The sequence below is a fragment of the Inquilinus limosus MP06 genome (assembly GCF_000767795.1).
In the GTDB taxonomy this organism is placed as follows: Bacteria; Pseudomonadota; Alphaproteobacteria; order DSM-16000; family Inquilinaceae; genus Inquilinus; species Inquilinus limosus_E.
Genome location: NZ_JANX01000007.1, coordinates 1 through 21,304 on the forward strand (window position 1 = coordinate 1; position 21,304 = coordinate 21,304).

Below are 21,304 nucleotides of genomic sequence, written 5' to 3' on the forward strand. Positions count from 1 at the left end.
GTCGAGAGCCTGCCGCACCGGCCGGCCGCCCCCGGCGGCGACGTACCGCCGGAGCTGATCCGGGCGATGCTGGCGCCGCCGCCGGAGGGGCCGGGCGAGCTGCAACCGCTGCTCGACCGGCTCGACCAGGCCTCGTCCTACGCCTATGAGGCGGGCAGCCCCGGCTTCTATGCCTACATCCCGGGCGGCGGCCTGTTCACCTCGGCCGTGGCGGATCTCTACAGCGGCGTCACCAACCGCTATGTCGGCCATGCCTTTGCCGCCCCGGCGATGGTGGCGCTGGAGCAGGGGATGGTGCGCTGGCTGTCCGGGATCTGCGGCCTGCCGGAGGGCGGCGGCGGCCTGCTGCTGACCGGCGGGTCGATGGCCACGCTGTGCGCCGTGATCGCAGCCCGCCATGCCGGGCTGGGCGACGACCTGGCCGGCGGCACGCTCTATGTCAGTGCCGAGACGCATCATTCGGTGGCGAAGGCGGCGCGGCTGGCCGGGCTGGCGGCGGGGGCGGTGCGCATCGTGCCCTGCGACGCGGCGCTGGGCCTCGACCCGGACGCGCTGGCCGGCATGATCGCCGATGATCGCGCGGCCGGGAAGCGGCCCTTCCTGGTGGTCGGCACCGCCGGCACCACCAACACCGGCGCGATCGACCCGCTGCCGGAAATGGCGGCGATCGCCCGGCGCGAGGGGCTGTGGTTCCACATCGACGGCGCCTATGGCGGCATGTTCCGCCTGACCCGGCGCGGCCAGGCCCGGCTGCGCGGCATGGAGCAGGCGGATTCCATCACCCTCGACCAGCACAAGACGATGTTCCTGCCCTTCGGCGCCAGCGCCCTGGTGGTGCGCGAGCCGCACCGTCTGGCCGCCGCCTACCAGGCCGACGCCGCCTACCTGGCCGGCATGGATGGCGGCCTGGGCCTGCCCGATTTCTCCGATCTGGGGCCGGAGCTGACGCGCGGCATGCGCGGGCTGCGGATGTGGCTGCCGCTGCATCTGCACGGCGTCGGCGCCTTCCGCGACGCGCTGGACGAGAAGCTGGACCTGGCCCGGTTCGCGTATCGCCAGCTGCTCGACGAGCCGGCGCTGGAGCTGCCCTGGCAGCCGCCGCTCAGCATCGTGCCTTCCGCATGCGGCCGGCCGGGCCGGGCCCTGACGCCGCGCGGCGGGCCGACCAGGCCAGCCAGGCGCTGCTCGACCGCATCAACGCCGGTGGCCGGGTGCGCCTGTCCGGCACCACCATCGGCGGCCGGGTCACGCTGCGGCTGTGCATCGTCGTGCACCGCGCCCATGCCGACCGGGTGGCCGAGGCGATCCGGATCATCCGCGCCGCCGTGCGCGCCGTCCAACCCCTCATCACCCCCTGACCGGAGACTCCGCGATGCGCAAGACCCTGTTCCTCGCCCTACTGTGCCTCGCTTTGCCGGCCGGTCCCGCGGCCCGCGGCCAGGAGGCGGCCGCGGCGATGTCGTGCCGGACCGTCGGCGGCGACGGGATGCTGCAGGCCGAGCTGCTGTTCGGCCGCAGCATCGAAGGCCGGGCCAACGTGTCCGACGCCCAGTGGTCCGACTTCCTGGGCCGCGAGGTGACGCCCCGTTTCCCGGACGGGCTGACCGTGTTCGAGGCCTCGGGCCAGTGGCGCGACGGCGAGACTATCGTGCGCGAGCCGTCCTTCGTCGTCCTGATCCTGGCGCCGCATGCGCCGGACACGCTGGCCCGCCTGGCCGAGATCCGCGCCGCCTATAAGAGCCGGTTCCGCCAGCAATCGGTCGGGCTGGCCCTGGCCCCGGCATGCGTCGACTTCTGATGTCTGCGCCATGGAGGACATGCGCAGGCGCGTGGCAACGGTGATCGCGGGCTGGCGCGGCGTCGGGCGGCCGGTACAGGTCGCGTGCCATCACGACCGGTTCGGGAAACCGTCTGCGATGGCCGGTGTCAGGCGCCCTGGTCCAGCCCGGTCGGACGAGGGCACCGGGATCCAGCGGGTTCGGTCAATGTGTGCATAGCGCGCGTGAGTGGGTCATCCAATCTGCTCGGAGAGGGATAGGCCCACACCCCGATCAAATGGCCAGAAGCGACCTTCTCTGCCGGCTCGGCCAGGCCAGAGGGCGCCACAAGCGGTCATCGAATATGCGCCCTGACAGCGACTGATGCGGAGGATCCGCACTATCGCGGTCGACCTGGTAGATCACAAAAAATGCGGCGCCGCGCGATGGTCGCACCCGCGTTCCCCCTACACGCCGGGGCCGATCGAGACGCCGGCGGCGGCCGCCGCCGCTCCCGCGATCAGCGCCTATGCCGAAGGGCTGATTCCGATGGGACGCTGGGACCGCGCCACCGAGGCGGCGTAGGCAATGCCATTCCTGGCCTCGGAAGCGTCCAGCTTCGTCACCGGCGCGGAGATCGGGGGCGATGGTGGCATGAACCATGTCCCTGTCACCGACGCATCCGAGCTATGCGATCCCTGCCGCCGCTTGACCGCGGCCCCTCTTTGTTCTTGGCTGGGCAATCCCCCGCCGCCTTGCGGATCGCGGCGGCGCGACGCATCCGGAAAGTGATCGCAATGCCGGCCCAGACCACCCCGATCAGGATCGACTTCGTCTCCGACGTCTCCTGTCCTTGGTGCGCGATCGGCCTCAACGCGCTGGAACAGGCGGTGCAGCGGCTGGATGGTGAGGTGGCGGTCGAACTGCACTTCCAGCCATTCGAGCTGAACCCGGAGATGGCGCCCGAGGGCGAGGACGTGGTCGAACACCTAACCCACAAATACGGCGGGTCGGCCGCCCAGATCGCGCAGAACCAGGAGGGCATCCGCCAGCGCGGTGCGGCGGTGGGCTTCACCTTCGACTTCGGCCAGCGCCGCCGCATTTACAACACCTTCGATGCCCATCGCCTGCTGCATTGGGCCGAGCAGGAAGGCCGCCAGCGCGAGCTGAAGCACGCGCTGTTCGCCGCCTATTTCACTGGTGGCGAGGATGTCAGCTCGCATGCGGTGCTGGCGCGGGTCGCCGGCGAGGTCGGGCTGGATGCCGACCGGGCTGCGGCTATCCTGGCGGGCACCGAGTTCGCCGAGGATGTGCGCCGCCAGGAGCGGTTCTACCAGGACCACGGCATCCGCGCGGTGCCCGCGATCGTGTTCAACAAGCGCCACCTGATCGAGGGCGGCCAGCCCGCCGAGGTGTTCGAACAGGCCCTGCGTCAAATCGCGGCGACGGAAGGCTAAGCGGCACTGGGGCGGCCGGTCTTGGGTATGCTCCGAGCAGATTGTATAGGGCGGGACCTGCGCACCAACGCAATGTCCGCTATAGGGCCGCCGACGCGGCGGCCGCTTTTGGCGCGATTCGGCCCGCCGGAGCGGTGACACATTGCCATCCCCGCAATTGCAGACTGCTTTTATCTTTAAATTCAGCGGCTTGGCACTGTCTCTCCAAGAGTGCCAAAAATTTTGAGGAAGGTTCTTGAAGCCGATTTTCAGCCTTCCTATGTCGGCATCCGACGGGCCCGCTACCCCTGCATTTCAGCGGTGCGGCCCGTGCTCACACTACGCTATTGGCAAGACAGGAGTCCGCAATGACGTTCCGTCCGCTGCACGATCGCGTGGCCGTCCGGCGCCTCACCAGCGAAGAGAAGACCAAGGGCGGCATCATCATCCCCGACACCGCCAAAGAGAAGCCGCAGGAGGGCGAGGTGGTCGCCGTCGGCCCCGGCGCGCGGGATGAGCGCGGCGAGCTCGTGCCGCTCGATGTGAAGGTCGGCGACCACGTGCTCTTCGGCAAGTGGTCGGGCACCGAGGTCAAGATCGACGGGGATGAGATCCTGATCATGAAGGAAAGCGACATCATGGGCGTGCTGGACGGCGCCGCCCTGCGCCAGGCTGCCTGAGGCGCCAGCGTGGTCGTGTTTATCGAGGAGGAATGAGCATGGCTGCCAAGGATGTGAAGTTCGCCGCCGACGCGCGGGAGCGGATGCTGCGGGGGGTCGAGATCCTGGCCGACGCGGTCAAGGTCACGCTCGGGCCCAAGGGCCGCAACGTCGTGATCGACAAGTCGTTCGGCGCCCCGCGGATCACCAAGGACGGCGTGACGGTCGCCAAGGAGATCGAGCTTTCCGACAAGTTCGAGAACATGGGCGCGCAGATGGTGCGCGAGGTCGCGTCCAAGACCAACGACCTGGCCGGTGACGGCACCACCACCGCGACCATCCTGGCCTCGGCGATCGTCAAGGAAGGCGCCAAGGCCGTCGCCGCCGGCCTGAACCCGATGGACCTGAAGCGCGGCATCGACAAGGCGGTCGAGGCCGTCGTCGCCGATCTGCGGACCAACGCGCGCAAGATCACCCGCAACGACGAGATCGCCCAGGTCGGCACCATCTCCGCCAATGGCGACGCCGAGATCGGCCGGTTCCTGGCCGAGGCGATGCAGAAGGTCGGCAACGAGGGCGTGATCACGGTCGAGGAGGCCAAGAGCCTCGACACCGAGCTCGAGGTGGTCGAGGGCATGCAGTTCGACCGCGGCTACGTCTCGCCCTATTTCGTCACCAACCCGGAGAGGATGCGGGTCGAGCTCGAGGACGCCTATGTCCTGATCCACGAGAAAAAGCTGTCCTCGCTGCAGGCGCTGGTGCCGGTGCTGGAGGCGGTGGTGCAGAGCGGCCGGCCGCTGCTCGTCATCTCCGAGGATGTCGAGGGCGAGGCCCTGGCGACGCTCGTGGTCAACAAGCTGCGCGGCGGCCTGAAGGTCGCGGCGGTCAAGGCCCCGGGCTTCGGCGACCGGCGCAAGGCGATGCTCGAGGACATCGCGGTCCTCACCGCCGGCCAGGTGATCTCCGAGGATCTCGGCATCAAGCTGGAGAACGTCACGCTCGACATGCTGGGCCGCGCCAAGCGGGTGGTGATCGAGAAGGAGAACACCACCATCATCGACGGCGCCGGGGCCAAGGACCAGATCGAGGGCCGCTGCAACCAGATCCGGGCGCAGATCGAGGAGACCACCTCGGACTACGACCGCGAGAAGCTGCAGGAGCGTCTGGCCAAGCTGGCGGGCGGCGTCGCGGTGATCCGTGTCGGCGGCGCCACCGAGGTCGAGGTGAAGGAGCGCAAGGATCGCGTCGACGACGCGATGCACGCCACCAAGGCGGCGGTGGAGGAGGGCATCCTGCCCGGCGGCGGCGTCGCCCTGCTGCGCGCGGCCAAGGCGCTGGACGCCCTGACCTGGGACAATGACGACCAGCGCACCGGCATCGACATCGTCCGCCGTGCCGTGCAGGCGCCGGCGCGTCAGATCGCGCTCAACGCCGGCGAGGACGGATCCCTGATTGTGGGCAAGGTGCTGGAGTCGAGCGAGCATGCCTTCGGCTTCGACGCCCAGGCGGGCGAGTACGGCGACATGTACGCCAAGGGCATCATCGATCCCGCCAAGGTCGTACGCACCGCGCTGCAGGATGCGGCTTCCGTCGCCGGGCTCCTGATCACCACCGAGGCGATGGTGGCCGAGCTGCCGAAGAAGCCGGACGCCCCGACACCCGGCGCAGGCATGGACTACTGACGACTGAAGGCGGCAACGGGGAGGTGGCTCGCCGTCCCCCTAACCCTGCGACAGGGAGCTGTCGTCGCGAATGCGGGCGGGATGGCATGGCGCGGCCGCGCCATGCCATCCCCGGCGGACGCTCGTGATCGGCAGCTTCCAGTACGAGGGCTGAAACAGGAAGAACCAGAATGACCGGTTCCGCTTCTTCGATCAGTGCACGTGTGCTCGCCGCTTACCGGTCCGGCCGCAGAGCCGGGCTGGACGAGTGGACCGCGTGCGAGAAGGCGTTGGAGGTATTCCGCCTGGCTCACCCGGAGGCCTCCTCGGACTTCGCCAACACATTCGTCTCCGATGTCCTGCGACAAGCCTATCCGCCCGAGCGCTTAGCACGCCCGCGACGTACCGCACGGACGGTGCTGGGGCGCCCGAGACCCTCCGCGGGAAAACAGGCCGCGGCTTCGCAGCACAGGATGGAAAGCGGCACATCCCTGTAGCCGCTACGCTCGTTTGTCATCGGCCGGCACGGCGAGGCCGCGTGGCGGCGCTCGCCGATGCCATCATTCACTCGTTTCCAAAGCCCCGACGACGATGAAAATCGCCCAGATCGCCCCGCTCTACGAAGCCGTGCCGCCCAGGCTGTATGGCGGAACGGATCGTCGCCCATCTGTCCGACGCGCTCGTCGACCTCGGCCACCAGGTCACCTTGTTCTCCAGCGCCGACGCGCAGACCCGCGCTGAGTTGGTTCCAATGCGCGACCAGGCATTTCGCCTGGACCCCAGCCCGCTGAAATCCGACTGCGCCGTGCATCTGACGATGCTGCACGAGATGCGGCGGCGGGCTCGCGCGAGGGCTGGTTTCGGGCGCCCTGGTCCGGTCTCGTCGTCCGGAAACGGCGGGATCCCGCGGGTTCGGTTGGTATCCGGTGTCGAGGTCCCGACGCGATGACCGCATATGGCGCGATCCCGCGCGGTTGCGCCGATAGGGAATGGCGACGACGGGACGCGCCGAGATCATCGCCGCGTCCCGCTCTGCACGCGAAGCCCATCGACAAAGACGTCGAGCAGCTTGAGCACGGTCTTCTGCCAGCCAGGCTGATCGTGCATGTAGCACATGCCCACGAGCGCACGCAGGAGGTCCTCGGCGCCGATATCCGGGCGGGCCTCTCCGGCCGAAACCGCTCGGTCCAGCAGTGTGCCGGCAGCTTTGGTTAGGCGGTCGAAGGTATAGGCGTAGAGATCCTGCCGGCCATGCGCGGCAAGCGCCAACGCTGCCAGCATGCCCTTCTTCGTGGCGACCAACTCGACGTTGGATCTGAGCCAGGAACGCAGGGCCTCGACCGGCGCCGCCTCCCCCTTGAGCTGCTCGGCCAATGCTCCGAGTTGCTCCACCTCGCGTCGATAGACCGCCTCGAACAGGGCGTCACGGGTCGGGAAGTGCCGGTACAGGGTGCCGATGCCGACCCCGGCCTGCCTCGCGACGGCTTCGAGGCTGGCATCCGGTCCACCTGCGCTGAACACCGCCTTCGCAGCCTCCAGGACGCGCTCGCGATTGCGGATCGCGTCGGCGCGCGGCTTGCGGGTGGTCTTTGCCGAACTCTCTTCCATATTCCTCGTCCGGGCTCCCATCCCGCTTGAAAAGCGGAGGGTGCCTCCGTATAGTATCTCCACAGACACCTTCGAAACGCCCTGCCGACCAAGGCGGGCGCCTGGTGTGTTCATAGCACGCAAATCCGGCCGTCCCGGTCCTGCCGCGCGTCTCGTGCGGCCGCCATGCCTTCGACGATATCACCGATCGGAGTCCTGCATGAGTTTCTCGATCAGCCTCACCGTGAACGGAGTGCGGCATGACATCGAGCTGGATGATCCACGGGTCACCATCCTCGATCTTCTGCGCGAACGCCTCGACCTGACCGGCACGAAGAAGGGGTGCGACCGCGGCCAGTGCGGCGCCTGCACGGTGCTGGTCGACGGCCGCCGCATCAATTCGTGCCTGGCGCTCGCCGTCAGCCACTACGGCGCCGACATCCTCACGATCGAAGGCGTCGCCCGCGGCGACGAGCTTCATCCGGTCCAGGCCGCCTTCATCGCCCATGACGGCTTCCAGTGCGGGTTCTGCACCCCGGGCCAGATCATGAGCGCCATCGGCCTGATCCGGGAAGGCCAGGCCGGCGACGATCCGGAACGCATCCGAGAAGGCATGAGCGGCAATCTCTGCCGATGTGCGGCCTATGCCGGGATCACGGAGGCGGTGCTGGAGGCACAGAGAAAGCTGGCCGAGACCGGCCGGAGGGACGCCGCATGAGGATCTTCGATTACGTCAGGCCGGCCACGATCTCCGACGCGGTCGTGGCCGCGGCCGAGCCGGGGGCCGCTTATCTGGCGGCCGGCACGAACCTGCTCGACCTGATGAAGGGCGGCGTCTCCCGCCCCGACCGTCTCGTCGACATCACGCGGCTGCCGGGACTCGACGGCATCGAAGCCCTGCCGGACGGGGGGCTCCGCATCGGTGCCCTGGTCCGCAATGCCGACCTCGCTCACGACCCGGGCTTCGCCCGGACTTATCCGGCGGTGGCGGAGGCGCTGCTGTCCGGCGCCTCGGCGCAACTCCGCAACGCTGCGACGGTCGGCGGCAACCTGCTGCAGCGGACGCGTTGCGCGTATTTCTATGACACCGCCAGCGCCTGCAACCGGCGCGAGCCGGGCGCGGGCTGCGATGCCCGCGGCGGGGAGAACCGGCTCCACGCGGTGCTCGGCTGGAGCGACGGCTGCATCGCCACCCACCCGTCCGACTTCTGCGTGCCGCTGGTCGCGCTGGATGCCGTGGCAGAGGTCGAGGGCAGGGGCGGCCGGCGCGAGATCGCCGTCGAGGACCTCCACCGGCTGCCGGGTGCGACGCCCGAGCGCGAGACCGCGCTGGAGCCGGGCGACCTGATCGTCGCCGTCCGCCTGCCGGCCGCGTCCGCCGGCTTCTCCAGCCATGCCCGCTACCTCAAGGTGCGCGAACGCATCTCCTACGCCTTTGCCGTGGTCTCGGCTGCGGCGGCGCTCCGCATCGAGGACGGCACGATCCGCGAGGCCCGGCTGGCCCTCGGCGGGGTGGCCGCCAAGCCGTGGCGCACGCGGTCGGCGGAAGCCGTTCTCGCCGGCGCGAGTCCCGACCCCGAGGCCTTCCGGCAGGCCGCGCAGGCGGCCCTGGCCGATGCCCGGCCGTCCGGGGACAACGCCTACAAGATCGAGCTGGCGCGCCGGGCTCTCGTGCGCATCCTGACGCTCGCGGCGGCCGGCACGCCCGAGCGGCTTCCCGCCCTTCCGGCCTCTCCGTTCTCCTCTGCTCCCGGAGCGCTTCGCGATGCCTGAGATCCGCCTCACAGCCGCCCCCGCCCATGCGCGCCACGGCTCCAGCATCGGCCAGCCGCTGACGCGGCGCGACGGCATCCTGAAGGTCACCGGGAAGGCCCGCTACGCTGCGGACAACCGCCCGGCAGGAATGCTGTATGCGGTCCTGGCGGTCAGCAGCATCGCCCGCGGCCGGGTGACCGCCCTCGACGTCGATGCGGCCAAGGCCCATCCCGGCGTGATCGAGGTCATGACGCCCGGCAACCGGCCGCCGCTGGCGATGGATCCGGACGAGAAGTCGAACCCGTTCATGTTCCGGATCGACGTCCTGCAGAACGACCTCGTGCGCTACGCCAACCAGCCGATCGCGGTGGTCATCGCCGAGACGCTGGAGGCGGCGACGGAGGGGGCCGCGCTGCTGTCGCCGACATACGAGGTCCTGCCGGCGCGGGTCGGACTCGACGCGGGCGAGAGCTTCGTGCCCCCGGCCGTCGGCGTCGGCAATCCGGCACAGGTGCAGCGGGGCGAGGTCGAGGCTGCCCTCGACGGCTCGCCCGGCCGCGTCGAGGCGACCTACGAGACCCCCAGCCAGTACCACAATGCGATGGAGCCTCACGCCATCGTCGCCGCCTGGGACGGCGATGCGCTGTCGATCGACACGCCGAGCCAGGGGATGGCGATGGCCCAGGGGCGGATCGCCGGACTGTTCGGCATCCCGCCCGAGAAGATCCACATCCGCAGCCCGTTCCTCGGCGGCGGCTTCGGCTCCAAGGGCCTGGTCTCCGGGCCACAGATCCTCGGTATCCTGGCGGCCTGGCTGGTCGGCCGTCCGGTCAAGCTGGTGCTCCGCCGCGAGCAGATGTACGGGCCGGTCGGCCATCGCGCGCCCTCCCGCCAGACGCTCCGGATCGGCCTCGACGGCGAGGGCCGTATCACCGCCCTGGCTCACCACGCCAAGGTGACATCGAGCAGCTTCGACGACTTCTTCGAGCCGGCGGCCGACGCCTCGCACACGCTCTACGCCAGCGCGGCCATCGCCACCTCCCACGAGGCGGTCCGCGTTGACACCGGCACGCCCTTGTTCATGCGGGCGCCCGGGGAGGCCACGGGCTCGATCGCGCTGGAGAGCGCGATCGACGAGGCCGCCTGGGCCTGCGGGATGGACCCTCTGGCCTTTCGGCTTAAGAACTACGCCGAGGTCGAGCCGATCTCCGGCAAGCCGTTCTCTTCCAAGGCCCTGCGCGAATGCTATGCGGAGGGCGCTGCGCGCTTCGGCTGGTCGGGACGGCCGCTCGCGCCGCAACAGATGCGGGACGAGGCCGGCTTCCTCGTCGGCTGGGGCATGGGCACCGCGACCTTCCCGGCGCTGATGTTCCAGGCCGAGGCTCGCGCGGTGCTGCGGCGCGACGGCACCGCCGTGGTGGAGTCCGGCGCGCACGACATGGGGCAGGGGGCCTGGACCGCGTTGGCCCAGATCGCAGCCGACGGCCTCGGGCTCGATCTCGACCGGGTGGAGTTCAAGGCCGGTTCATCCGATCTCCCGGATGCCGGCATCGCCGGAGGATCGGCCCACACCGCCACGGCCGGGATGGCGATCCACAGCGCCGGCGCCGACGTCATCGCCAGGCTCGCCGACCTGGCGACGGGCGATGAGCGGTCGCCCCTGTTCGGCGCGGGCAACGCCGGGGTGCTCGCGCGGAATGGACGCCTGGTCCGCCGCGACGACGAGAGCCGGAGCGAGAGCTATGCCGACATCCTGTCCCGTGCCGGGCTGAACGAGCTCGAGGGCCGAGGCCGGAGCGCCGCGGACCCGGCGGCGCAGTCGGCCTATGCGATGCATGCCCATGGCGCGGTCTTCGCCGAGGTCAAGGTCGACCCCGATCTCGGTCAGATCCGGGTCCCCCGCCTCGTGGGAGCCTTTGCGGCAGGGCGGGTCATCAATCCGCGGCTCGTGCGCAGCCAGTACTATGGCGGCATGATCTGGGGGGTGTCCTTCGCCTTGCATGAGGAGGCGGTGGTGGATCGGCGATCCGGCCGCATCATGAATGCCGATCTCGCCGAGTACCATGTCCCGGTCAATGCCGACGTGCCGTCGATCGATGTGCTGATGATCGACGAGCACGATCCCCATGTGAACGCCCTGGGCATTAAGGGCGTCGGGGAAATCGGCATCACCGGCAGCGCCGGGGCCGTGGCAAATGCACTCTGGCACGCGACGGGGACGCGCGTTCGTCGTTTCCCGATCAGGCTGCGCGACCTCCTCGGTGAGGGCGCTCGCCGATAAGGCGGGTTCGCCCCTCAATCTCGTTCGCCATCTTCGACTTTCGGGCTGCGCGCCTCCCGGCCGCTGTGTTGGCTGGCGCGTGGGGTGCGGGAGCCTGATGCTATGACCGGTTCCGGGAGCCCGAGAGGGCTCTCGGCCAGCGGGGAAGGGCCGTTTCAGACAACGCGGTAGGTGTCCGGTCCAGGGGAGCCGCGTCGATGGCCGGAAATGGCGCATCCGGGCCTCCCTGGCCGGTAGAGGAAGGAGTTCGTCTGGCAGGGCCTCGAGGAGAGCGCGATCCCCTCAAAATCGGGGATCGACCACCTGCCCACAACGAGTGCTAGATGTCCTCGGATGTCATGCTCTCAGCGTCATCCGGTCCGACCCGAGGCTCTCCCCACCACGTTTCGGGTCGGATCTTATCTCCCCCGAGCCTCTTTCGTCTGCTTCGGAGAAGCTGGTGTCGCGGCCGGTCGTGGCGCCCTTCAACTGGCGCGGGTTGCTAGGAGATGGGCCGCCTGCGGGTACTGAGTTACTGTACTGAAATCATGAAACTTCATCCCGACGTTCAAGCCCTGCTCGATGCGATGCGCGAGTTGGAACGATTCCTCGAGCAGCATGGCGACGAATTTTGGTCGATCAAGGTCGCTCGAGCCGCAGATTGTGTATCGAGATCGGACGCTTATGGGCTCGAGCGATTTCTAAGCTTATTCGGTGGCATGGGATCGCTGAATGATGTTGTGCTGCATCGCAGCGGGAAGCTCCTACTGACGGAGAATAACCGACTCGTTGCGCTGCGGTCGAAGGCGTGGAACCTCGCGAGCCGGTTGAGACGCGAGCTCGGATGAGCAGTGTGGGCTCAGCAGCAACTGCCGCAGTCTCGTGGACGTCTGCTTCGAGATGCCGGTTGAGACGGCTGCTTTCGGGCGTCCTGATTGGGCCGAGTCCGCCGGAAGGCGGCTGAATCTGCCTCGTTCGGTCGATGTCCGCTGCCGGGACCCTAATTCGATGACCGCACCTGGCGCCCTCCTGCCTGGCCCGGATGGAAGTAAGGCTCGCCATCGGGATTGCATGCCTTCGTGAATGGCGAAGCATGGTGGGGCCGCCCGGCGAGAACCTTAAGCGCCGATGACGAGTGCGAGATCGATGGCGGCGATATCGAGGAGGCGGGACATCGAGGAATGGGCACCTTCGGGATCGCGAAGCCGGATGCGCTCGACAACTTCGCGGTGATAGGGGAGCGAGTGAGCCGGGGAGCGGGCCTGGCCCGTCGAGATGCGGAAGGAATAGCCGAGGGCGGCGCTGATCGTCGTCCACATCTGTTGGAAGACCAGATTGTGGCTCGCCCGTAGAAGGCCACGATGGAAGTCGATATCGGCCTCGTTGAAGGCGACAATGTTGTCCGGCATTGCCCTCTCCATGCGCTCATAAGCGGCCTCCAGCTCCGCGACATCCATGGCCGAAGCGCGGGCCGCGGCGAGGCGGGCTGCGGCAGGCTCGATCACCCGACGGGCCTCGAGCAGGCTGCGGACGAATTCCGGGCTCGGCGCGCTGGCCATCGACCATTCCAGCATGTCCGGGTCGAGCAGGCTCCAATCCTCGAGATCGCGCACCAGGGTTCCGACACGGGGACGCGTGCGGACGAGACCCTTGGCGGAGAGGACGCGGATCGCCTCGCGCAGCGCGCTGCGGCTGATCTTCAGGGTGTCGCAGAGCTCGGTCTCGGAGGGCAGCAACGAACCCGGCTTGAACTCGCCCGACAGGATGCGGGTCGCGATCGCGCGCACCACCTGGCCGTGGATGCGCGGCTTGGAGAGCACCCGCCCTCCCGTCTCGGGGGCGGTGTCAGTCATGATAGAGCACCGAGCGGCCGCCATCGATCACGATGCAGGCGGCGTTGATGAAGGGCGCCTCGTCGGAGGCGAGGAAGACCGCCGTCATCGCGACCTCCTCCGGCTTGCCGATCCGCTTCGGCGGATGGAGCTCGCAGACGCGCCGGCGCTCGGCCTCCGGGTCGGAAAAGGTGTTCCAGTGGTCGATCGCAAGCTGGGTCTCGATGTAGCCGGGCGCGATCGCGTTCACGCGCAGCCCCTCCGACGCATATTCGACGCCGAGGGCCCGGGTGAGGCCCAGGAGCCCATGCTTCGCGACCGGATAGGGAAAGCTGCCGGGGATGATGGTGAAGGCGTGGGAGGACGCGATGTTGACGATCGCGCCCGACCGCGCCGCTCGCATCGCCGGGAGGACCGCCTTCGTCATCCGCCAGACGCCGTCGAGGTCGACCGCGAAGCAGCGCCGCCATTCCTCGTCGCTGGTCTCGTGCGGGAGGTGGAAGACGTTGATGCCGGCGTTGTTGACGAGGACGTCGACCCGGCCGAAGGCGGAGAGCGCTGTCCGGGCTGCGCCCTCGACCGAGGCCTCGCCGGTCACGTCGGTCTTGACGAAGAGGGCCTTGCTGCCGGCGCCGCGAAGCTTGTCCGCCACGGCCGTACCTGTTTCGGCATCGCGCTCGGCAATGATCACGGCAGCGCCTTCGGCGGCGAAGCGCTCGGCGATGGCCGCGCCGATGCCGCGGCCGGCGCCGGTGACGATCGCAACCTTGTCCTTGAGCCGCTCCGCCATATCACCAATCCACGATGGTGCCATCGGCGAGGACGGCGTGCTGCGTATGAATGACCTCCTGCGCGAAAGGATGGCGTGCGCATTCGGCTTCGTCGACCTCGATCCCCAGGCCGGGCGCGTCCGGCACCTGCCAGAAGCCGTCGATCATCCGGATCGGACCCTTCACGACGTCAAAATACCAGGGCACGGCGCCGACCATCTCCTCCTGGATGACATGATTGGGCGTCGACACGGCGAAATGCAGCGCCGCGACGCCGGCGATCGGCCCCAGCGGATTGTGCGGTGCGACACCGATCCCGAACGTATCGGCGATCGCCGCGATCTTCTTCGCTTCCAGGAGGCCGCCGCAATGGCAGATGTCGGGCTGGATCACGCTGACCGCCCGGCTGGTGACGAGGTCGGTGAACTCGGCCCGTTCGACCAGGCGCTCGCCCGTCGCGACCGGCACGGATGTCCGGGCGGCGATGGCCGTCAGGCCTGCCGTGTCGCCGGGCGGTAGCGGTTCCTCGACGAACATCGGCCGGCCGGGCGCGAGCGCGTCGATATAGGCGAGCGCCGCGCCGACCGATGCCGGACGGCCGTGGAAGTCGACCATGATCTCGACCTCCGGCCCCACGGCGGACCGGAGCGCATCCATCAGGCGCGCCACCTTGTCGATCTCGGGCAGCGGCGCATGGAAATGCGTGTAGGGGATGAACACGGCCTTGAAGGCGCGATAGCCGCTTTCCACCACGGCGCGGGCACGCTCGACCAGCGGGTCGACCTCCAGCGTCTCATAGACGGCGCGCATGTCGCCGAGGCCGAGATGCGTGTAGACCCCGACCTTGTCGCGCACCTTGCCGCCGAGCAGGCGCCAGACCGGCACGCCGAGCGCCTTGCCGAGGATGTCCCAAAGCGCGATCTCGATGCCGGAGATCGCCGTCATCGCCACGGCGCCCAGCCGCCAGAAGGACTGTTTCTTCATGGCGCGCACCGCCTGCTCGATGTCGCGCGGGTCGCGGCCGATGATCAGCGGCGCGAGATCGTCGATCGCGCCGACCACCGCCCGGGTCTTCCATTCGAGCGTCGCTTCGCCCCAGCCATGGAGGCCCGGCTGGTCGGTCTCCACCTTCACGAAGACCCAGTTCCGCATCTCGGCGTTGACGATACGTGTCCGGATGGCGGTGATCTTCACCGGACTCTCTCCTTGTCTGATTTATTTATGTTATGAATGTGCGAAGCGCGAACGTCAAGTCGGCGAGGGAAGCCGGGTCTATGTTGGTTTAGCTGTGCATTCCGGGAGTTATGCCTATCCCGAAGGTCCCGATAAGGGGCTTGACCCTCGATCAAATATCGGATGTTTAATAAGAAACAGTCTGATAAAAGGAGGCAGGGAGGAATGCGGCTTGGCAGCGCCTCAGCGGTTCCGTCACTCGGACGCCGGTCCCGTCGGGATCGCGCCTTCTATGCGACCGTGGCGCCGTTCTTCGCCATTTTTACTGTCTTCAGCCTCTTCCCGGTCCTGTTCTCGCTCTATCTCGGCTTCAACCGCTGGGATGGCTTCGGCACGCCGAAATTCGTCGGCCTAGACAATTATCTGCGTGCCCTCGCCGATCCGGTGTTCCGCCAGGCGATCTGGAACACCTTCGTCGTCTGGATCGCCTCAGCAACGGCGACGGTGGCGCTGGCCTTCGGCCTCGCCGTCCTGGTCAACGAATTCGTGGTCGCCGGCCGGCAGTATTTCCGCGTTGTCTTCCTGTTCCCGCTGCTGGTCGCGCCCGCGATCTCGGCGATCATCCTCCGCGTGATGTTCTCGTCGAATGGCGGCATCGTGAACACGCTGGTCGGCGCGGTGACGGGCGAGCCCTTCTATTTCGACTGGCTCGGCTCGGAGACGTGGATCAAGCCGCTCGTCATCCTCCTCGTCGTCTGGCGCTGGACCGGCTGGCATTTCCTGATCTTCCTGTCGGGGCTGCAGTCGATCTCACGCGACCTCACCGAGGCGGCGCGGATCGACGGCGCCAGCCGGATGCAGGTCTTCCTGCGGGTGACGGCGCCGTTGATGCTGCCGACGCTCGGCTTCTCGATCACCAACGCCACCCTGGGCGGGCTGCAGATCTTCGACGAGCCCTATGTGCTCACCGCGGGCACGGGCGGCACGGACAATGCTTCAACGACGCTCGGCATGTATCTCTACGCAACCGCCTTCACCAATTTCGATTTCGGGCTCGGTGCGGCGGTCTCCTGGTACATCTTCGCCGTGATCACGCTGCTGACGGTCGTCTATCACCGCCTGCTCGGGCGGATCACCGCGGGGACGGCGTGATGGCCGGCTTCTTCGCCAAGCGCGAGCGGCGCGCCAACATCCTGATCACCATCGGCCTCGGCCTTTTCTCCCTGGTCTTCATCCTGCCGCTCTACTGGACCGCGGTGATGGCGACGCGGCGGCTGGAGGAGGTGTTCCAGTTCCCGCCGCCGGTCTTCTTCGGCGATGCCCTCCTCGACAATTTCGCCCGCATCCAGGCGGTCTACGAGCCGCTGGCGCCGCTCGTGAACAGCCTGATCGTCGCCGTGCCGAAGACGATCGGCCTCGTCCTGGTCAGCGCCCTCGCCGGCTACGGCTTCGCCCGCTACCGTCGCGCGAGAGGCCACGGGCCGCTGCTGCTGCTGGCCTTCGCGACGCTGTTCTTCCCGCCATCGCTGGCGCTGATCCCGTTCTTCCTCGAGATGAACTGGTTCGGGTGGCTCGACACATTCTGGCCGTTGATCGTGCCGGCGCTCGCCTCGGGTTTCGGCGTGATCTGGATGTACACCTACATCTCCGGCACCGTGCCGCACGAGCTCTACGAGGCATCGGAGGTCGATGGCGCCGGCGCCTTCTCGGCCTTCTTCCGGATCGTGCTGCCGATCATCAGGCCCGGCCTCGCCGCGCTCGGCGTCTGGACGCTGATCAGCACCTGGAACGATTTCCAGCTGCCGCTCGTCATCCTGACCGACCAGGCGAAGTTCACGGTGCCGCTCGCGCTCACCTCGCTGAACTCGACCTATTTCGCCGACCTTCCGGCCGTGATGCTCGCCACCCTGATTGGCCTCGTGCCGGTCTTCATGCTCTTCGGCTTTCTGAGCCGGCAGTTCATCAGCGGCCTGACGGGCGGCGCCGTGAAGTCATGAGCGATCGAAGGGAGGACCCGACATGAAGAAATACTGGAATTTCATGGCGGCGACGGTGCTCGGCCTCGCCGCAAGCCTGGGGACTGCGGTGGCGCAGGAGACGCCGGACACCGGGATCTCGGGCGCCGTCAGCCTTTGGACCTGGCCGCACAACGACCGGACATTGTCGTCGCTGCTGCCGGAATTCAACAAGGCCTATCCGAACATCAAGGTCCGGATCCAGGGTTTCCCCTCCGGCAAGAACGCCTATCTGAACAAGCTGCTCTCGGCGCTCCTCGCCGGCACCGGCCCGGATGTCGCGATGGTCGAGATCAACAATGTCGCGCAGCTGAGCGAGAAGCAGCAATTCGCCGATCTTTCGAAGCCGCCCTTCAACGCCGGCGCGCTCAAGGCCGATTTCGCGCCGTTCGCCTGGTCGAAGATCGAGGATCCGGCGACGGGCCGCATCTTCGCGCTGCCGAAGCACACGGGGCCGGGCGCTCTCTTCTACCGGCGTGACCTGTTCGAAGCGGCGGGCCTTCCCGGCGACCCTCAGGCTCTCGCGGCGACGCTCAAGGACTGGAATGCCTTCATCGAGGCGGGCCGGAAGATCGTCAAACCGAACGAACGCTGGATGGTGGGAACAGGCAACGAGCTGGTTCTCGCCTACATTGCGCAGCGCGGCGTCTCCTATTTCGACAAGGACGGCAAGCTGCTGGTGAACGGTCCGGTCTTCAAGGAGGCGTTCGAGCTGGTGGCAAAGGCGCGGGATGCAGGGCTGATCTCGCCCTTCGCCATGTGGACTCCGGAATGGCAGGGCGCCTTCGCCCGCGGGCAGATCGCGACCGTCGTCATCGGCAACTGGTTCGGCGGGCTCTTGAAGAGCGCCTATGCGCCGGGCGATGCCGGCAAATGGGGCGTGGTGCCGGCGCCGGCGGAGAACGGCGTCTCGGCCTTCAATTGGGGCGGTGACTTCCTGGGCATCCTCGAGACCAGCGAGAACAAGGAAGCGGCCTGGGCGCTCGTCAAATGGATCGCCATGAACGACACCAGCCTGAAGCTGCAATATGAGAAAGGCGATCTCTACCCGGCCTACATATCGGCCGGGAAGGCGGCCTGGATCAATTTCCAGGACCCCTATTACGGGGGCGAGAACACCAACGAGATCTTCGCCAAGGTGCAGGCCGAGATGGTGCCGCAGACCACCAACCCGCTCGATTCCATCGCCTATCTGGCGGTGGAGACGGCGGTGAACGCCGTGGTGACGAGCGGCAAGCCGATCGACGAGGCGCTGGCGCAGGCCGAGGCCGAGATCAAGGCGAAGATGTGAGGTTGAGAGAGCCGGGCCGGCCGCCCGGCTCCTTTTTCATGATCATCCGGAGTGACAATGCTGTTCGCGACATCTCTCGCCGGGACTTGGTCCTTCGCGCTCGATCCCCACCATCGCGGCCTGAAAGAGGCGTGGTTCGGCCGCGACCTCGACGACACGATCGCACTTCCCGGCAGCGTCGACGAGGCACGGAAGGCGCCGGCCAACCCGGACGGCACCATGGCGCATCTCTCGCGCCGCCACCCCTATGTCGGCCGCGCCTGGTACGGCCGGTCCTTCGAGGTCGCGGCGGAGGCGGCAGGGCTCTACCACCAGCTGGTGCTGGAGCGGCCGCATGGCGAGGTGACGGTCTGGTTCGACGGCATCAAGATCGGCCGCGATCGCAGCCTGTCGACGGAACACCGCTTCCTGCTCGGGAAGCTCGCGGGCGGCCCGCATCGCCTCGTCCTGATGATCGACAATGAGCGGGTCGAGGCCGTCGGCGAGGCGATCACCCATGCGGGCATGGAGAATGTCGCCCATTCCAACACGGATCACACCCAGACCAACTGGAACGGCGTCGTCGGTTCGCTGCGGATCGAGGCCTCGGCCGGCGCGATCAGCCGTGTCGCCATCCATGCTCCGACCCGCCGGGCGCGGATCGACATCGAACTCGACGGGTTCGACGCCGACATTCACTATCCGACCTTCTGGACTCGCGATGCCGGAGACCGGCTGGTCCTGCGATTCCGCCTCGCCGGCGTCGCGGAGCCGTTCGTCATCGAGCGGGCGGTCATGATTCGCAGCGGCTTCACGCCGGTCTCGATCGATGTCGATCTGCCGGAGGCGGCGGGCCTCTGGGACGAGTTCTCGCCGGTCGTGCACCGGCTCGATGTCGAATGGTCGCGCAACGGCGTTCCGGTCGACCGGAACGAGACGGATTTCGGCATCCGCTCCTTCACCCGTGACGGGCGGCGCCTGCGCCTGAACGGCCGGGCGGTCTTCCTGCGCGGCACGCTCGATTGCTGCATCTTCCCGCTCACGGGCTACCCGCCCTGCGACGTCGACGGCTGGCGCAAGGTCTATTCGACCGTGCAGGCCTATGGCCTCAACCATGTGCGCTTCCACTCCTACTGCCCGCCCGAGGCGGCCTTCGTCGCGGCGGACGAGATGGGCGTGCTGCTCCATGTCGAGACGCCGGTCTGGGCCGTGCTCGGCTCCGACCCCAATCTCGACCGCTTCATCCACGAGGAATCCGAACGGATCGTCCGCGCCTATGGCAACCACCCGTCCTTCGTGATGATGGCGGTCGGCAACGAGCCGCACGGGCCGGGGCTGCACGCCTTCCTGTCGCGCTGGGTCGCCCATTGGACCGCAACCGATCCGCGTCGGCTCTACACCGGCTGCTCCGGCTGGCCGACGATCGCCGAGGCGGACTATGCCTCGAAGCCGGAGCCGCGATCGCAGCGCTGGGGGGAAGGCCTAGCCGGACGGCTCAACGCCCATAGGCTGGAGACGATGAGCGACTGGAGCGGCTATCGCGACTCCGTCGACATGCCGCTGGTGACGCATGAGATGGGCCAGTGGTGCGTCTTCCCGAACCTTGACGAGATCGGAAAATACCAGGGTGTCGTCGAGGCGCGGAATTTCATCCGGGTCCGTGACGACCTCGCGGCGAAGGGCATGCTCGACCTCGCCCGGGATTTCCTGATGGCGAGCGGCAGCCTGCAGGCGAAGCTCTACAAGGAGGATATCGAGAGCGCGCTCCGGACCCGGAATTTCGGCGGCATCCAATTGCTCGGCCTGCAGGACTTCCCCGGCCAGGGCACGGCGCTGGTCGGCGTCGTCGACGCCTTCTGGGACGAGAAGCCCTATGTCTCGCCCGCGGCGTTCCGCGAGTTCTGCGCGCCCGTGGTGCCGCTGGTCAGGAGCGAGCGCTTCGTCGTGACGCGGGGCGAGCCGATCAAGGCGGCTGTCGAGATCGCGCAGTTCGGACCGGTGGATATCGGGGACGCCGTGCTGCGCTGGTCGCTGACCGACGACTCCGGCGGGGTCGCCGACCAGGGCGAGATCCGGGCTCGAAGCCTCGCCACGGGCGATCTCCATCGGATCGGCGATCTCGTGATTGAAACCGGCGGCCTCGCCCAGAACCGCTACGAGCTCCTGCTTGAGCTCGACGGAACGGAATACCGCAACCGCTGGGGCTACTGGGTTTTCGAGAGGGCCGGGGAGCCGGCACCACTCGACATCGTTCCGGATCTGGACGAGGCGATCCTGCGCCGGGTCGAGGCGGGCGAAATCATCGTCTGGTCGCCCGATCCGAAGGCGATCCGGCAGGACAGCGCCCTCGGCTTCACGACCGTCTTCTGGAACACGCTCTGGACCCGCCGCCAGCCGCCGCACACGCTCGGCCTCCTGATCGATCAAGGCCATCCGATCTTCAGCGCGTTCCCGAGCGGCCGGGCTTCCGATTGGCATTGGTGGGAGCTCGTTCATGGTCGCGCTGCGCTCGATCTCCGCGGGCTTGGCCTGTCGCCGATCGTCCGCGTCATCGATGATTGGAACTCGAATCGAGACCTCGCGCTTCTGGCGGAGTGCCGGATCGGGCGCGGCCGGCTCGTCATCAGCGGGATCGACCTTGCGACCGACCTCGACCAGCGTCCGGTCGCTTCGGCGATCCGGAATGCGCTGGCCCGTCATCTCGCCGGCAACCAGAGAGAGCGGCAGCTTGCCTCCCCTGGTGCAAGGGCGGTGCTGGATTGGTCGTTGGATTTGATGACGCGCGGAGAGCCTCGTCTTCGATCGCGAGGAGGAGGTGCGGCTCCCGATGCGTGAGGCGATCGCTAGGTCGCGCTTGGCTGTCGCCAGTCCAGGCATTCCAGATGTTAACGCGGACGCTGGTGGATCTGCCCTCAAAGAATCCTCTGCAGGTCGACACGGCAATGGTTGGCCGACGAGCCCCCCAAAAGTGAGCCTTCGCAAACTGCGCTATCGATCGGAGCCGGCCACGTCCGTCTTGAGAGCCGAGTGCGATGACCGGTTTCGGTGCATCCTCATCGTGCTTGGATTAGCCGGGAATGGCGGAATCCCCCTGATCCGGCCGATGTCCGGTATCAGAGCGCCGGCGCG

Annotated in this window: 18 protein-coding genes and 1 pseudogene; 15 read left to right on the top strand and 4 right to left on the bottom strand. The window is 67.9% G+C overall.

From position 1 onward, the window contains the following. Positions 1 to 66: 66 nt before the first annotated feature. From P409_RS40515 to P409_RS41375, 7 genes and pseudogenes are all read left to right on the top strand, one after another. Positions 67 to 1,086: pseudogene (locus tag P409_RS40515) on the top strand (pyridoxal phosphate-dependent decarboxylase family protein); the annotation flags it as partial. Between the two features lie 400 nt (positions 1,087 to 1,486). Further along, complete coding sequence (locus P409_RS38625) at positions 1,487 to 1,798, top strand: DUF3574 domain-containing protein (protein ID WP_238578574.1); 312 nt, start codon at positions 1,487 to 1,489, stop codon at positions 1,796 to 1,798. A 343-nt stretch (positions 1,799 to 2,141) separates the two neighbouring features. Beyond that, positions 2,142 to 2,342, top strand: a complete 201-nt coding sequence (locus P409_RS01775; RefSeq protein WP_034831193.1) for a hypothetical protein — start codon at positions 2,142 to 2,144, stop codon at positions 2,340 to 2,342. A gap of 212 nt (positions 2,343 to 2,554) precedes the next feature. After that, positions 2,555 to 3,214: a DsbA family oxidoreductase gene (locus P409_RS01780; RefSeq protein ID WP_034831196.1), complete on the top strand. Its 660-nt coding sequence runs from the start codon at positions 2,555 to 2,557 to the stop codon at positions 3,212 to 3,214. A gap of 347 nt (positions 3,215 to 3,561) precedes the next feature. Beyond that, complete coding sequence (gene groES / locus P409_RS01785) at positions 3,562 to 3,873, top strand: co-chaperone GroES (RefSeq protein WP_034831198.1); 312 nt, start codon at positions 3,562 to 3,564, stop codon at positions 3,871 to 3,873. Positions 3,874 to 3,911: 38 nt separating this feature from the next. Beyond that, positions 3,912 to 5,534: a chaperonin GroEL gene (gene groL, locus P409_RS01790; RefSeq protein WP_034831233.1), complete on the top strand. Its 1,623-nt coding sequence runs from the start codon at positions 3,912 to 3,914 to the stop codon at positions 5,532 to 5,534. A 622-nt stretch (positions 5,535 to 6,156) separates the two neighbouring features. Beyond that, positions 6,157 to 6,462 carry a hypothetical protein gene (locus tag P409_RS41375; protein WP_034831201.1) on the top strand — a complete coding sequence of 102 codons (306 nt, stop codon included), beginning with the start codon at positions 6,157 to 6,159 and terminating at the stop codon, positions 6,460 to 6,462. A gap of 65 nt (positions 6,463 to 6,527) precedes the next feature. Here P409_RS41375 and P409_RS01800 read toward each other — a convergent pair whose 3' ends face one another. After that, positions 6,528 to 7,121, bottom strand: coding sequence for a TetR/AcrR family transcriptional regulator (locus P409_RS01800; RefSeq protein WP_034831203.1), 594 nt, complete (start codon positions 7,119 to 7,121; stop codon positions 6,528 to 6,530). A 199-nt stretch (positions 7,122 to 7,320) separates the two neighbouring features. Here P409_RS01800 and P409_RS01805 point away from each other — a divergent pair, with 199 nt between their 5' ends. The 4 genes from P409_RS01805 (at position 7,321) to P409_RS37685 (ending at position 11,963) form a co-directional block, all read left to right on the top strand. After that, positions 7,321 to 7,818, top strand: a complete 498-nt coding sequence (locus P409_RS01805) for a (2Fe-2S)-binding protein (protein WP_034831205.1) — start codon at positions 7,321 to 7,323, stop codon at positions 7,816 to 7,818. Next, entirely contained in the window at positions 7,815 to 8,873 is a 1,059-nt protein-coding gene (locus tag P409_RS01810) for an FAD binding domain-containing protein (protein WP_034831206.1), read from the top strand. The genes P409_RS01805 and P409_RS01810 overlap by 4 nt, the downstream gene beginning before the upstream one ends. After that, entirely contained in the window at positions 8,866 to 11,136 is a 2,271-nt protein-coding gene (locus tag P409_RS01815) for a xanthine dehydrogenase family protein molybdopterin-binding subunit (protein ID WP_034831208.1), read from the top strand. Before P409_RS01810 ends, P409_RS01815 begins: the two co-directional genes overlap by 8 nt. Before the next feature lie 488 nt (positions 11,137 to 11,624). Further along, on the top strand, positions 11,625 to 11,963 hold the full coding sequence (locus P409_RS37685; RefSeq protein WP_152613200.1) for a DUF6966 domain-containing protein: 339 nt from the start codon (positions 11,625 to 11,627) through the stop codon (positions 11,961 to 11,963). Positions 11,964 to 12,233: 270 nt separating this feature from the next. Here the strand turns inward: P409_RS37685 and P409_RS01820 are convergent, their stop codons facing one another. Genes P409_RS01820 through dgoD form a run of 3 tightly spaced genes read right to left on the bottom strand, consistent with a single transcriptional unit; the run spans position 12,234 to position 14,911 of the window. Further along, a complete protein-coding gene (locus P409_RS01820) occupies positions 12,234 to 12,968 on the bottom strand; it encodes a FadR/GntR family transcriptional regulator (RefSeq protein WP_052119910.1) in 735 nt (244 codons plus the stop codon). After that, complete coding sequence (locus P409_RS01825) at positions 12,961 to 13,737, bottom strand: SDR family oxidoreductase (protein ID WP_034831214.1); 777 nt, start codon at positions 13,735 to 13,737, stop codon at positions 12,961 to 12,963. The genes P409_RS01820 and P409_RS01825 overlap by 8 nt, the downstream gene beginning before the upstream one ends. A 1-nt stretch (position 13,738) precedes the next feature. Further along, the gene (dgoD, locus tag P409_RS01830; protein WP_034831215.1) at positions 13,739 to 14,911 is read right to left on the bottom strand and encodes a galactonate dehydratase; all 1,173 of its coding nucleotides are present in this window, start codon (positions 14,909 to 14,911) and stop codon (positions 13,739 to 13,741) included. 279 nt (positions 14,912 to 15,190) lie between these two features. Here dgoD and P409_RS01835 point away from each other — a divergent pair, with 279 nt between their 5' ends. The 4 genes from P409_RS01835 to P409_RS01850 are packed head-to-tail and all read left to right on the top strand — an operon-like array spanning position 15,191 to position 21,010. Then, positions 15,191 to 16,042 carry a carbohydrate ABC transporter permease gene (locus P409_RS01835; protein ID WP_202964520.1) on the top strand — a complete coding sequence of 284 codons (852 nt, stop codon included), beginning with the start codon at positions 15,191 to 15,193 and terminating at the stop codon, positions 16,040 to 16,042. After that, positions 16,042 to 16,887 (top strand): carbohydrate ABC transporter permease, encoded by an 846-nt coding sequence (locus P409_RS01840; protein WP_034831219.1) that lies wholly within the window; start codon positions 16,042 to 16,044, stop codon positions 16,885 to 16,887. Before P409_RS01835 ends, P409_RS01840 begins: the two co-directional genes overlap by 1 nt. Before the next feature lie 22 nt (positions 16,888 to 16,909). Next, complete coding sequence (locus tag P409_RS01845; RefSeq protein ID WP_034831223.1) at positions 16,910 to 18,196, top strand: ABC transporter substrate-binding protein; 1,287 nt, start codon at positions 16,910 to 16,912, stop codon at positions 18,194 to 18,196. Between the two features lie 57 nt (positions 18,197 to 18,253). After that, a complete protein-coding gene (locus P409_RS01850; RefSeq protein WP_052119911.1) occupies positions 18,254 to 21,010 on the top strand; it encodes a glycoside hydrolase family 2 TIM barrel-domain containing protein in 2,757 nt (918 codons plus the stop codon). The last annotated feature ends 294 nt before the right edge of the window (positions 21,011 to 21,304 follow it).

Coding starts and splice junctions, on each gene's coding strand:
- P409_RS38625 (WP_238578574.1), top strand. CDS start 1,487: ATGCTGCAGGCCGAGCTGCTGTTCGGCCGCAGCATCGAAGGCCGGGCC.
- P409_RS01775 (WP_034831193.1), top strand. CDS start 2,142: ATGCGGAGGATCCGCACTATCGCGGTCGACCTGGTAGATCACAAAAAA.
- P409_RS01780 (WP_034831196.1), top strand. CDS start 2,555: ATGCCGGCCCAGACCACCCCGATCAGGATCGACTTCGTCTCCGACGTC.
- groES (WP_034831198.1), top strand. CDS start 3,562: ATGACGTTCCGTCCGCTGCACGATCGCGTGGCCGTCCGGCGCCTCACC.
- groL (WP_034831233.1), top strand. CDS start 3,912: ATGGCTGCCAAGGATGTGAAGTTCGCCGCCGACGCGCGGGAGCGGATG.
- P409_RS41375 (WP_034831201.1), top strand. CDS start 6,157: ATGGCGGAACGGATCGTCGCCCATCTGTCCGACGCGCTCGTCGACCTC.
- P409_RS01800 (WP_034831203.1), bottom strand. CDS start 7,121: ATGGAAGAGAGTTCGGCAAAGACCACCCGCAAGCCGCGCGCCGACGCG.
- P409_RS01805 (WP_034831205.1), top strand. CDS start 7,321: ATGAGTTTCTCGATCAGCCTCACCGTGAACGGAGTGCGGCATGACATC.
- P409_RS01810 (WP_034831206.1), top strand. CDS start 7,815: ATGAGGATCTTCGATTACGTCAGGCCGGCCACGATCTCCGACGCGGTC.
- P409_RS01815 (WP_034831208.1), top strand. CDS start 8,866: ATGCCTGAGATCCGCCTCACAGCCGCCCCCGCCCATGCGCGCCACGGC.
- P409_RS37685 (WP_152613200.1), top strand. CDS start 11,625: ATGGGCCGCCTGCGGGTACTGAGTTACTGTACTGAAATCATGAAACTT.
- P409_RS01820 (WP_052119910.1), bottom strand. CDS start 12,968: ATGACTGACACCGCCCCCGAGACGGGAGGGCGGGTGCTCTCCAAGCCG.
- P409_RS01825 (WP_034831214.1), bottom strand. CDS start 13,737: ATGGCGGAGCGGCTCAAGGACAAGGTTGCGATCGTCACCGGCGCCGGC.
- P409_RS01840 (WP_034831219.1), top strand. CDS start 16,042: ATGGCCGGCTTCTTCGCCAAGCGCGAGCGGCGCGCCAACATCCTGATC.
- P409_RS01845 (WP_034831223.1), top strand. CDS start 16,910: ATGAAGAAATACTGGAATTTCATGGCGGCGACGGTGCTCGGCCTCGCC.
- P409_RS01850 (WP_052119911.1), top strand. CDS start 18,254: ATGCTGTTCGCGACATCTCTCGCCGGGACTTGGTCCTTCGCGCTCGAT.